At 55.9% G+C, this 12066-nt stretch carries 9 protein-coding genes; 6 read left to right on the top strand and 3 right to left on the bottom strand.

What is annotated here, in order from left to right; genetic code table 11:
• Window positions 1-305 precede the first annotated feature (305 nt).
• Window positions 306-1838: a Re/Si-specific NAD(P)(+) transhydrogenase subunit alpha gene (gene pntA, locus N5J69_RS01600; RefSeq protein ID WP_279767655.1), complete on the top strand. Its 1533-nt coding sequence runs from the start codon at window positions 306-308 to the stop codon at window positions 1836-1838.
• Between the two features lie 3 nt (window positions 1839-1841).
• A complete protein-coding gene (gene pntB / locus N5J69_RS01595) occupies window positions 1842-3230 on the top strand; it encodes a Re/Si-specific NAD(P)(+) transhydrogenase subunit beta (protein ID WP_279767654.1) in 1389 nt (462 codons plus the stop codon).
• Window positions 3231-3275: 45 nt separating this feature from the next.
• Here the strand turns inward: pntB and uspE are convergent, their stop codons facing one another.
• Entirely contained in the window at window positions 3276-4232 is a 957-nt protein-coding gene (gene uspE / locus N5J69_RS01590) for a universal stress protein UspE (protein ID WP_279767653.1), read from the bottom strand.
• Between the two features lie 117 nt (window positions 4233-4349).
• Window positions 4350-5102: an FNR family transcription factor gene (locus tag N5J69_RS01585; RefSeq protein ID WP_279767652.1), complete on the bottom strand. Its 753-nt coding sequence runs from the start codon at window positions 5100-5102 to the stop codon at window positions 4350-4352.
• A gap of 316 nt (window positions 5103-5418) precedes the next feature.
• Here N5J69_RS01585 and smrA point away from each other — a divergent pair, with 316 nt between their 5' ends.
• On the top strand, window positions 5419-5985 hold the full coding sequence (gene smrA, locus N5J69_RS01580; RefSeq protein WP_279767651.1) for a DNA endonuclease SmrA: 567 nt from the start codon (window positions 5419-5421) through the stop codon (window positions 5983-5985).
• Here the strand turns inward: smrA and N5J69_RS01575 are convergent.
• Complete coding sequence (locus N5J69_RS01575; protein WP_279767650.1) at window positions 5982-6902, bottom strand: LysR substrate-binding domain-containing protein; 921 nt, start codon at window positions 6900-6902, stop codon at window positions 5982-5984. The genes smrA and N5J69_RS01575 overlap by 4 nt on opposite strands.
• Window positions 6903-7224: 322 nt before the next feature.
• Here N5J69_RS01575 and N5J69_RS01570 point away from each other — a divergent pair, with 322 nt between their 5' ends.
• From N5J69_RS01570 to N5J69_RS01560, 3 genes are all read left to right on the top strand, one after another.
• Window positions 7225-8559, top strand: coding sequence for an aromatic acid/H+ symport family MFS transporter (locus N5J69_RS01570; protein ID WP_279767649.1), 1335 nt, complete (start codon window positions 7225-7227; stop codon window positions 8557-8559).
• Between the two features lie 67 nt (window positions 8560-8626).
• The gene (locus tag N5J69_RS01565; protein ID WP_279767647.1) at window positions 8627-9970 is read left to right on the top strand and encodes a VOC family protein; all 1344 of its coding nucleotides are present in this window, start codon (window positions 8627-8629) and stop codon (window positions 9968-9970) included.
• 431 nt (window positions 9971-10401) lie between these two features.
• On the top strand, window positions 10402-11922 hold the full coding sequence (locus tag N5J69_RS01560) for a carboxylesterase/lipase family protein (protein WP_279767645.1): 1521 nt from the start codon (window positions 10402-10404) through the stop codon (window positions 11920-11922).
• The last annotated feature ends 144 nt before the right edge of the window (window positions 11923-12066 follow it).

Raw genomic sequence — 12066 nt, 5'->3', positions numbered from 1 at the left:
AATGCATTGTTAAATAAAGGTTTTTATTGTTGATAAATTCGGCGGGTGACATTTTTTTCCGGCAGAATATCTGCCCGCGAGACTGTTTGGCAGTGGGATAAGGCCGGTTTTATACCGGAATCCTGAATAATCAGGTGAATATCATTACTGTGCGCGGACGCTCTGGATCGCTCGTCACATTTTCAGTAGGTTATAAACACTTTGAAATACATGCATTCCGACTATAAGCAGCTGAAAAGCGGTTTCAGTTGCGCTGTCGCAGTGCAGATGCGGGCCATCATCCTTAACCGATGAAAGGAAACACTATGTTAATTGGAATCCCCAAGGAAAGGTTGCCAAACGAGTCTCGCGTGGCCGCCACGCCAAAGACCGTTGAACAACTCATTAAGCTGGGTTTTAGCGTCACACTTGAGCATGACGCCGGTAAACGCGCCAGCTTCGATGATGAAAGTTACAGCGCTGCGGGTGCCACACTCAGCGACAGGGATCAGGTCTGGCAGGCCGATATTGTGCTGAAGGTGAATGCACCGGATGAGGATGAGATTGCACTGACCCGTGCGGGCAGCACGCTGGTCAGCTTTATCTGGCCTGCACAGAATCCTGCACTGCTGGAGACGCTGGCGGCGCGTCAGGTCACGGTGATGGCGATGGACTCAGTGCCGCGTATTTCGCGTGCGCAGTCGCTGGATGCCCTGAGTTCCATGGCGAACATTGCCGGTTATCGCGCTATCGTCGAAGCCGCGCACGAATTTGGTCGCTTCTTTACTGGTCAGATTACGGCCGCCGGTAAAGTGCCACCCGCCAAAGTCATGGTGATTGGCGCCGGTGTGGCCGGGCTGGCCGCGATTGGTGCTGCGGGCAGTCTGGGCGCGATCGTCCGGGCCTTTGATACCCGCCCTGAAGTCAAAGAGCAGGTGCAGAGTATGGGCGCCGAATTCCTTGAGCTCGACTTTGAAGAGGAAGCGGGCAGTGGCGATGGCTATGCCAAAGTCATGTCCGAGGCGTTCATCAAAGCAGAGATGGCGCTGTTTGCCAGTCAGGCCAGGGAAGTCGACATCATTGTTACCACGGCGCTGATTCCCGGCAAACCGGCCCCCAAACTGATCACCGAAGAGATGATTGCCAGCATGAAGCCGGGCAGCGTGATTGTTGATCTGGCGGCCCAGACCGGGGGCAACTGTGCCCTGACCGTGGCTGATCAGGTTACCGTAACCTCTAACGGCGTGAAAATCATCGGTTACACCGATCTGCCCAGCCGTCTGGCGACACAATCCTCCCAGCTTTACGGCACTAATCTGGTCAACCTGATCAAACTGCTGTGTAAAGAGAAAAATGGCGAAATCCAGGTCGACTTCGACGATGTGGTGGTGCGGGGCGTGACGGTCGTGCGTGAGGGTGAAATCACCTGGCCGGCACCGCCGATTCAGGTCTCCGCTGCGCCACAGGCTAAACCGGCAACCGCGAAACCCGCAGAGAAGAGTGAAGCAAAGCCCGTCTCACCGTGGCGCAACTATCTGCTGATCGCCCTGGCTATTGTGCTGTTTGGCTGCCTGGCCAACGTAGCGCCTTCAGGGTTCCTCTCTCACTTTACCGTGTTTGCGCTCGCCTGTGTGGTGGGTTACTACGTGGTCTGGAACGTCAGCCACGCACTGCATACACCGCTGATGTCGGTGACCAATGCTATCTCCGGCATCATCGTCATCGGTGCAGTGTTGCAGATGGGCCACGGTGGCTGGGTCACCTTTATCTCCTTTATTGCCGTGCTGATTGCCAGCATCAATATCTTTGGTGGCTTTACCGTCACCCAGCGCATGCTGAAAATGTTTCGTAAGGGGTAATACATGTCTGGCGGATTAGTCACGGCAGCCTATATTGTGGCTGCAATTCTCTTTATCTGTAGCCTTGCCGGTCTCTCGCGTCACGAGACGGCTAAGCGCGGGAATGTTTTCGGTATCAGCGGCATGGCGATTGCGCTGATTGCCACCATCTTCGGCCCCGACAGTGGTCATGTCGTCTGGATCCTGCTGGCGATGGTAATTGGCGGCGCGATTGGCGTTCGGCTGGCGAAGAAAGTTGAAATGACAGAAATGCCGGAGCTGGTGGCGATTCTGCACAGCTTCGTTGGCCTTGCTGCGGTGCTGGTGGGCATCAACAGCTACATCGATCATGCGCCGGGTCTGCCCGCCGTGCTGGAGAATATCCATCTGAGCGAGGTGTTTATCGGGATCTTTATCGGTGCCGTGACCTTCACCGGCTCACTGGTGGCCTTTGGTAAGCTGTGCGGCAAAATCTCCTCACGGCCACTGGCGTTACCGCACCGCCATAAGCTGAATCTGCTCGCGCTGGTGGTCTCATTCCTGCTGCTGCTATGGTTTGTTAACACCAGCAGTACCGCTGCGCAGGTGTTTGCACTGCTGCTGATGACGGTGATCGCGCTGGCGTTTGGCTGGCATCTGGTTGCTTCTATTGGCGGCGCGGATATGCCGGTTGTGGTGTCCATGCTTAACTCCTACTCTGGCTGGGCCGCTGCCGCTGCCGGTTTCATGCTAAGCAACGATCTGCTGATTGTGACCGGTGCGCTGGTGGGGTCATCCGGTGCGATTCTTTCCTACATCATGTGCAAAGCGATGAACCGTTCGTTCATCAGCGTGATTGCGGGCGGGTTTGGTACGGAAGTCAGCAGCAGCAATGAAAGCCAGGAAACGGGCGAGCATCGTGAGATCACTGCTGAGGAGACCGCAGAGATGCTCAAGGCATCCAGCTCGGTGATTATCACGCCAGGCTACGGTATGGCAGTGGCGCAGGCGCAGTACCCGGTCGCGGAAATAACCGCCCGTTTACGTGCGCTCGGCATCAACGTGCGATTCGGCATTCATCCGGTGGCGGGGCGTCTGCCGGGTCACATGAACGTGCTGCTGGCCGAGGCCAAAGTACCTTATGATGTGGTGCTGGAGATGGATGAGATCAACGAAGATTTCAGTGACACCGACACGGTGCTGGTAATTGGCGCTAACGACACCGTCAACCCGGCGGCGCAGGAAGATCCTCGCAGCCCGATTGCAGGCATGCCGGTGCTGGAAGTCTGGAAAGCGCACAACGTTGTCGTGTTTAAACGCTCGATGAACACCGGGTATGCTGGCGTGCAGAACCCGCTGTTCTTTAAAGAAAATAGCCAGATGCTGTTTGGCGATGCCAAAGCCAGCGTAGAAGCCATTCTTAAAGCGCTGTAACAAAAAAACGGGCGGCTAATCAGCCGCCCGCTTTCTCAGATAGGATTATTCATCCTCATCTTCTTCATCATCCAGATCAATTGGCGATTTGAAATCGTCAGGCTTGAGCGCCAGCAGATCGCAGCGCAGATGATCAATAACCTGTTCCGCCGTGTTGCCCAGGAAGGCTGCCGACAGGCCGGTACGTCCAATGGTGCCCAGCACGACCACACCAGCACCCAGGTGCGCCGCCAGATCGGGGATGACCTCTTCCGGCAGACCTTTAGCCACATGGGTGAACTCTTCACCAATCGAGAATTTCTGCCGCAGCGCTTTCATCGCCACCAGATGCTGACCCCGGATAGCATCGTTGTAGACGCTGGGATCAAAGTCGGGCAGTTCAATAGCGATGTTGATAGGGGTAATCGGATAAGCGCCAACCAGATGCACTTCAGTCTGGTTCACTTTTTCTGCCAGCTTCACCGTTTCCCGAATCAGCTTCTGATTCAGGCCATCGTGATGCGGCTCTTCACTGGCAAGATTGACCGCGACAATGGCTTTGCCGCCTTCCGGCCACGGCTGATCCTTCACCATCCACACCGGGCAGGGGCATTTACGCAGCAGATGCCAGTCGGTCGGGGTGAAAATCACGGATTCCAGTCGGTCATGCTGATGCGCCATCTTGAGCACCAGATCATGCTGATGGGCGAGCACTTCCTGGATAATGGCTTCATAGGGTCGGTTGTGCCAGATGACTTTGATGTCAATTTCGACACCGGCATCCAGATAAGCGCGGGCCTGCTCACGGATCCATTCTGTGCGCTGGCTGATGACGCCCTGGCGCATCGATGCGCGCTCATCCGGTGAAAGCAGGGTGGTCATCTCGTATGAGAAGTCATAGATAGGCAGGAAAGCTTTGATCCTTCCGCCAATACGTTGATTCAGATAGACCGCCCGTCGCAGCGCGGGCTGATCGTCTTGCTGGGCATCAATGGCGACCAGAATATTTTGGTACTGGGACATGAGGCGTTCTCCTTAAACCAGAGCGACTGGAATAAAGATAGCCTATGTTGCACAGCGGAAGAAGTGAAAAAGTTACTGCCGGATCAACAAAATAAGATTTATTGATCCGGCTACGGATCAGGCGGCCTGGTGGCTCTGACCCGCTAACTCTTCCAGCAGGGCGTGGTTTTCAATGGTGATGTATTTGCCTTTCACCGCCAGCATACCGGACTTCTGAAAACGGCCCAGCAGGCGGCTGATGGTTTCAACCGTCAGGCCCAGGTAATTACCGATATCGCCACGCGTCATGGTGAGGCGGAATTCGCGCTGTGAAAAGCCGCGCTGGCCGAAACGACGTGACAGGTTCCAGATAAACGCCGCCAGACGCTCTTCGGCATTTTTCTTCGACAGCAGCAGGATCATATCCTGGTCGCCTTTGATTTCACCGCTCATCAGACGCATCATCTGCTGACGCAGGGCCGGCATTTTGCCCGACAGGTCATCCAGCGTTTCAAACGGGATTTCACAGACCATCGCTGTTTCCAGCGCCTGCGCAAAGCTGGGATGGTTTGAACCCATAATGGCATCAAAGCCAACTAAGTCACCCGCTAAGTGGAAACCGGTGATCTGCTCATCACCCTGTTCAGTGATGGTGTAGCTTTTAATGGTGCCGGAGCGAATGGCATACAGCGACTTCAGTTCGTCTCCTGCTTTGAAAAGGGTTTGCCCTTTCTGAATCGGTTTTTTACGCTCAATGATGTTGTCGAGCTGATCCAGCTCATGTTCATTTAACGTGAAGGGGATGCAGAGCTGACTGATGCTGCAATCCTGGCAGTGAATGGCACAACCGCCCGACTGAATACGACGAATGCTGCGTTTTTCAGGGATCATAATGGTATGCTCGACGATTATTGACTGGGGTCAATTTTACCACTTTTCAGGCTGAAGGGAACTCATCCGAGCAGTTTAACACCCACAATCATTATGGATGAAGCACACATCGACAAACGCTGATGTGACGGGCTTCTCAGAATGCCGCTACAGAATCGTGTAACGAAAAGTTTCCGGTTTAATGATCCGTTACGCCTCAATTTCTCAGTAACACCCTTCGCAAAAGCGGGGTAGTCCGGTCATGGCAGCTTTTGCTACGCTAATGACTGAGACCTGTTTTGCATGTTCCATCAATTTAATCAGGTGTGAGAAAACCATGAACCTTGATGATAATGATCTCTTTCGGGATGCCATGGGCGATGTCACGCCGTTAAAAGACACCACCACAACCTTATGGCTAAAATCCCCCTCGACCAAAGCGCCGCGCAAACCACCGGGGGAGTCGGAGCAGGAGAATTTCCTGACCCGGGGTTATCTGGAGATCGTTCCGCTTACTGCACCGCTGGAATATAAAGCCGACGGCATTCAGCAGGGGATTCTGGATAAACTGCGCAGAGGGGAATATCCGCTGGATGCCAGTCTGAACCTGTTACGGCAGCCGGTCGAAACCTGCCGTCAGGCGCTGTTTAATTTCATGATGCAGGCGCACAAGCAGGGATTACGAAACCTGATAATCATTCATGGCAAAGGCCGTGATGACGAATCACATGCCAATATTGTGCGCAGCTATCTGGCGCGCTGGTTGAAGCAGTTTGATGACGTGCAGACTTTTTGCACGGCCCAGACGCGCCACGGCGGGGCCGGGGCGCTCTATGTAGGATTGCGTAAAACCGACAAAGCGCGTCTTGAAAACCGTGAGCGGCATGCGAAACGCAGCCGCTAACTGTGAAACTTACGGATGGTGGACATCAACACTTCGGCGCTCAGGCTCAGCTCTGCGCCGCTGCGGGTAATAATGCCGACCGGTTCGCCCGGTCCGGACGAATTGATCGGCAGCGCACAGACGGCATTGTGGCTGAGGTCCTCTTTAATTGCCCCGGAAGGGACAAACCAGATGTAGTCGTAGCGAAGCGCCAGCTGCCGTGCCAGTGAAGTCGAGGATGTTTCAATGCAGTGGGGCGGCAGAGAGCAGCCCTGTTCATCCAGCATCTGCTGGGCGATCCGGCGCGGCGCGGTGCCTTCGGGAGAAATCACCACCGGCCACTGCATCGCGCGGGACAGTGTGACGTTGTCACTTAAAAGCGGATGCTCAGGCCTCACAACCAGCTTCAAGGACTCCAGAAACAGCAGTTCATAGGTCAGCCCGGTCATCATGTCGCTGTCCGCCATCCGGCCGATACCAATGTCAAACTCGCCAGCGCGTAAGCCTGCCAGTAACACATTATTATGCAGCGTCGCCACCTGAATGGTGGTGTTGGGCTGCAGCTGATGAAAACGATCAAGGATGCGTGGCAGCATGCCCATCGCTGCGGTGGTCAGTGCGCCAAGCCGGATAATCACCGGCGCATCCCCTGGTTGCTCATTGAAGCTCTGCCCGGCATGGTTCAGCGCATCGAGCACCCGCACCGCATGGGTCAGAAACTGTTCGCCCATCGTGGTGAGCTGCGCACCCAGGCGGCCACGCTCAAACAGACGAACGCCCGTCAGCTCCTCCAGCTCATTCAGGGTCTTGGACAGGGCAGGCTGACTCAGGCTAAGCGTCTCTGCTGCCCGGCCCAGTGTGCCTTGTTGCGCTACGGCAACAAAGGTATGTAAATGGCGCAAGCGAATGCGCTGATTGAAAAGGATATTTTTTTCCATATCGTCAACTTAATGAGAATGACCGCTCTGAGGCAACTGTTTAAAATGAAATTTGTTAACTTTGCTGCAAATTTATTTTAACAAACAGACCAGGATGAGTGCATTATCCGTTAACTGACTGATAAACAAGCACTCGTCGTAAATGCCTGCTGATCCGGCTGATTCCGGACGTACCGTAATTCAGGAACTTAACCGCTCAAAGCTGAATAATTCTCACTATCAAATAAAAATCTGACCGCTTAAGGTTAACGATGGGCTATCATAAGCGCCGTTTTTTTTACTTAAACTGATGTCAGACTGCGCAATTGCCAGGGAGTGTTCATTGACCAGCGTCGAGACGGTAGATGTCCGCCAGCTTATTAATCAGCAGGGCCTGAGCCACTGGCAAAAGCGGCTCATTGCGCTCTGCTTTATTGTGGTGGCACTCGATGGCATGGATATTGCGATCATGGGATTTATCGCGCCCACGCTTAAAGCCGCATGGGGCGTAACGAATCATCAGCTCGGGGTTGTCATCAGCGCAGCACTAATCGGGCTGGCGCTGGGGGCTATGGTCGCGGGGCCGCTGGCTGATCGCTATGGTCGTCGCATGATGATCATCTGGAGCGTTTTCTTTTTTGGCCTCTGGACGCTGGCAACGGCGCTGTCTCAGAACATTGAGCAGATGATGCTGTTCCGCTTCCTGACCGGTCTGGGACTGGGAGCGGCCATGCCCAACGTCGGCACGCTGGTGGCGGAATATGCGCCTGAACGCCGCCGGGCCTTCATCATCACCATCGTGTTCTGCGGGTTTACCTTTGGTGCCGCCAGCGGCGGGTTTGCCGCGTCCTGGCTTTTACCGCGCTACAACTGGCACTCGGTACTGCTGCTGGGGGGCATCCTGCCGCTGCTGGTGTTGCCCCTGCTGATCCGTGGCCTGCCGGAGTCGGTGCGATTTCTCATCAGCCGCGGTGCACCGGCTGCACGCATTCACGCCATTCTCGACCGGATGATGCCGGGCAAAACCGCGCCCGATTGCGCGTTTCACGCCCCTGAGGCCATCCTGCCCGCAGGGAGCGCGATCGGCACCGTCCTGTCACGCCGCTATCTGTTTGGCAGCACGATGCTGTGGGGCGGCTATTTCATGGGGCTGTTCCTGGTCTACCTGATTGGCAGCTGGCTGCCGTCACTGGTGAACACCCTGGGCATGTCAGTCACCGAAGCAGCGATTATTACCGCAATGTATCAGGCAGGCGGAACGCTGGGGTCACTGTTTGCGGGCTGGATGATGGATCGCTTCAACGCCAACCTGGCGCTGGCGGTGATTTACGGCTGTGGCGGGCTGTTCATTGTGGCACTTGGCTTTTCGCCAGCGGAAGTGGGCATGATGAGCGCCATCGCTTTTTGCAGCGGCTTCTGTTTCAACGGGGCCAATACCGGCATGAATGCCTTATCCGCCAGCTATTATCCTACCCACGCACGCGCCACCGGCTCCAGCTGGATGCATGGTGTGGGACGCATTGGCGCAATATTAAGCGCTTTTACAGGGGCCGAAATGCTGTCACTCGGCTGGTCCTTTAACCTTATCTTTCTGCTGCTGGCGATACCGGCTGTGATCACCACCCTGATGCTGCTGTTAAAAAACCGCTACGGCTTTAAGCCGATCACAGATTCATGATTTTTTCCGCTGAGGCCAGCGCGTTGCATTACATTAGCAGCAACGCTCATGGTGTCAGGTGGATAAGATGGACAAGTTTCTCAGTGCGGATCTCATCCGCACCCGTTTCTCTCAGGCAATGTCAGCGATGTATCAGCAGGAGGTGCCGCAATATGGCACGCTGATGCAGTTGGTCGCCACCGTAAACGATCGCACTCTGGAAGCCGATATCGCGCTGAAGGATCGTCTCACCGCTGCGGATGAAATTGGCCGACTCAGCCTTGAACGTCACGGCGCAATTCGCGTAGGCACGGCAGAGGAATTAGCCACACTGCGGCAGCTGTTTGCGGTGATGGGAATGTACCCGGTGGGCTATTACGATCTCTCTCAGGCGGGTGTGCCGGTTCACTCCACGGCGTTCCGGCCGGTCACCGATGCGGCGCTGCGGCGCAATCCCTTCCGGGTCTTTACCTCGCTGTTACGCCCTGAACTGATCGACGATGACGCGCTGCGTCAGAAAGCCATGGAGATTCTGGCTGCGCGCAACATTTTCACCGCCCGTTGCCGGGCGCTGTTGCAGCTGCATCAGCAGCAGGGCGGATTAACCGACGATCAGGCCACCGAGTTTGTTACCGAAGCACTGGAAACCTTCCGCTGGCATGCTCACAGCAGCGTGGACAGTCAGACCTATCAGGCGCTGAACCAGCAGCACAGGCTGATCGCCGATGTCGTCTGCTTTCCCGGCTGCCATATCAACCACCTGACCCCGCGCACACTCGACATCGACCGCGTCCAGCAACTGATGCCGTCGCGGGGCATCGATCCGAAAACCCTGATTGAGGGACCACCGCGTCGTCAGGTGCCGATCCTGCTGCGTCAGACCAGCTTCAAAGCACTTGAAGAGCCGATTATCTTTAAGGATGGTCATCAGGGAACCCACACGGCGCGCTTCGGTGAAATTGAGCAGCGCGGCGCGGCGCTGACGCCTGCAGGGCGCGCACTCTACGATCGGCTGCTCAGTGAAGCGGGCAGCGGGCAGGACAATCAGCAGCACCAGCAACAGCTGGCGGCCATTTTCCGGGACTTCCCCGACGATGAGACCACACTGCGTCTGCAGGGGCTGGCCTGGTTCCACTATCGCCTGAGTGAAAAGGGCGTCATGACGCCGCCGGATCAGGATGAATCGCTGGAGGATCTGATCCGGGAGGGGCGTGTGCTGGCAGACCCGATTGTCTATGAAGATTTTCTGCCTGTCAGCGCAGCGGGGATTTTTCAATCCAACCTTGGCGATCGGGCGCAGGTCCGTTCGGCGGGACAGGCGAGCCAGCAGGCATTTGAAGCGGCGCTGGGGTCTGCAGTCCTGGATGAGATGGCATTGTACGAAGAACGACAGCAGCGCTCGCTGGCGCAGTGCGGAATACGGACGGCCTGATTCACTCTCCGGGCAACACCTCTGTTGCCCGCAACCCTTTTATTGTGTCGGTTTAGCCAGCGCTCATGGTCCTGAAGCGGCGCAATAAGGAAGAATAGTCTTACCTCTGAACAGAAAAAGGACGCTTTACCTGCCAGCGCAGGTTTCGCGGTGTGAGTATCTTAATTCGTTAATAATCTGACTGCTTCACGCTCGCGGAACGGCCCCGGTTCGCGGCTGGATAACGCTCAGCGGCGAACTGGCACGGCATTTATCGCGGGCAAAAAGATAAACAATGTTTAACCCTGGCTACAACTGACGCGCTGAACCTGTTGATGCGCAGATTCATGCCTGCCTCTGGCTCTTCGGCATATTCTGCAAATCCCCTCTGTACCTGGACAATAGTGGTGGGCCTGCAAATAATGGAGGAACGTCTGAACAGGGAAACAGGAATGAAAAACGAAACAGGTCTGAGGATCATGACGGCCGAGGGGGAGTTGCGTGGATGCATGGACGATGACCTTTTCGTATTCAAAGGCATACCTTATGCGGCGGCTCCGGTTGGCGCACTGCGCTGGCGTCCGCCGCAGCCGGTCACACCCTGGCAGGAGGTACGTGATGCCACCGCTTTTGGGGCGTCCGGCTGGCAGAATCGCACTTACTGCCAGGCCGTGGGTGGCGGCGATCCCGGTGAGTTCAGTGAAGATTGCCTCTACCTGAACGTCTGGACACCCGATGTCGCACCGTCAAAACCGCTGCCGGTGATGGTGTGGCTGCACGGAGGAGGCTTCACCATAGGCGCTGGCGGGCTGGCACCCTATAACGGCAAGCCGCTGGCTTCACGCGGCGCGGTCGTAGTCACGCTCAACTACCGTCTGGGTCACCTCGGTTTCTTTTCTCATCCCGCCCTGGATGCTGAGTATCCTGTTGCCAGCACGGTAAACAATTTTGGCCTGCTCGATCAGATTGCCGCCCTGCAGTGGGTACAGCGCAACATTCCGGCATTTGGCGGAGACCGTCGCAATGTGACCCTTTTCGGTGAATCCTCTGGCGCGCGCAGTGTACTGTCACTCTGCTGTTCGCCGCTGGCTGAAGGACTCTTCCATAAAGGGATCGTGCAAAGCGCCTACAGCCTGCCGGATACGCCGCTGAAAAAAGCGCGTCAGCAGGGAGTCGCCGTGGCCCGCCATTTCGGGTTGCCGCCTGATGCCAGCGCGGAAGATCTGCGGGCACTGCCTGCCGATGCCTTCTGGCCGCTGGAAGGGGCGCTGGCGATCCCGCCAGTTCCGATTGCCGGTGATGCTGTCCTGCCTGAACCGATGCTGAAAACCTTTATGGCAGCAAAACAGCACCGTCTGCCGCTGATGGCGGGCAGTAACAGCGATGAGGCCAGCGTACTGGAATATTTTGGCGTGGATGCCACCGCAGTGTTGCAGCAGTGGCGCGCTAAAAATCGTCTCACTTACCGGACGCTGAAATGGATGTATGACATCCATGACGATAGGCTGCTGGGTCGTGCCGTGGCGCGTGATATGGCCTTCAGCCTGGTGCCGTGGCTGGTCATGCGGGCGCAGCACAATACCGGCATGCCGGGCTGGCGCTACTGGTTCGATTATGTTTCGGAGCATGCTCGCGATCTCTATCCCCACGGTACCTGGCACGGAAACGAAGTGCCTTATGTTCTGAATACCCTAAGTCAGATGCCGGACCCTGATGAAGCGCGGCCCTTCAGTGAAGCCGATCGGACCTTTGCCGCGCGTGTCAGCGACTACTGGTTTACCTTTGCCCGCGATGCCACAGAATATAAGCATCAGCTTGAAGGCGAGCCCGTCTGGCCAGCGTGGCACTCCGGTAATGACGTGACAATGTCACTAGGTGAGGGGCGTCAGAGCGGGCTGGTTCTGAAGCGAAACTTTATGCGCGCCCGCATGCGACTCTTCCGGCTATTAATGACGCGGATGGTCAGGCTTTGAGTCGCAAGTGATAGTTAATCTGCTAACCATTAAATTGCCTGAATGGAATTTTTCTGGCAGCTGAAGACTAACTCACTGAAAATATTGCGCTTTAGCGAAATGCACCCAGAATGACGCTGTAAAAAATCAGGTAACAAAACAGTT

This window comes from Pantoea sp. GD03673, assembly GCF_029844725.1.
GTDB lineage: Bacteria > Pseudomonadota > Gammaproteobacteria > Enterobacterales > Enterobacteriaceae > Pantoea.
This window is presented reverse-complemented; position numbering and strand designations above follow the sequence as displayed.

What these genes read in the sequence shown, in the direction of transcription:
- pntA (WP_279767655.1), top strand. Translation starts at nt 306, where the DNA reads ATGTTAATTGGAATCCCCAAGGAAAGGTTGCCAAACGAGTCTCGCGTG.
- pntB (WP_279767654.1), top strand. Translation starts at nt 1,842, where the DNA reads ATGTCTGGCGGATTAGTCACGGCAGCCTATATTGTGGCTGCAATTCTC.
- uspE (WP_279767653.1), bottom strand. Translation starts at nt 4,232, where the DNA reads ATGTCCCAGTACCAAAATATTCTGGTCGCCATTGATGCCCAGCAAGAC.
- N5J69_RS01585 (WP_279767652.1), bottom strand. Translation starts at nt 5,102, where the DNA reads ATGATCCCTGAAAAACGCAGCATTCGTCGTATTCAGTCGGGCGGTTGT.
- smrA (WP_279767651.1), top strand. Translation starts at nt 5,419, where the DNA reads ATGAACCTTGATGATAATGATCTCTTTCGGGATGCCATGGGCGATGTC.
- N5J69_RS01575 (WP_279767650.1), bottom strand. Translation starts at nt 6,902, where the DNA reads ATGGAAAAAAATATCCTTTTCAATCAGCGCATTCGCTTGCGCCATTTA.
- N5J69_RS01565 (WP_279767647.1), top strand. Translation starts at nt 8,627, where the DNA reads ATGGACAAGTTTCTCAGTGCGGATCTCATCCGCACCCGTTTCTCTCAG.
- N5J69_RS01560 (WP_279767645.1), top strand. Translation starts at nt 10,402, where the DNA reads ATGAAAAACGAAACAGGTCTGAGGATCATGACGGCCGAGGGGGAGTTG.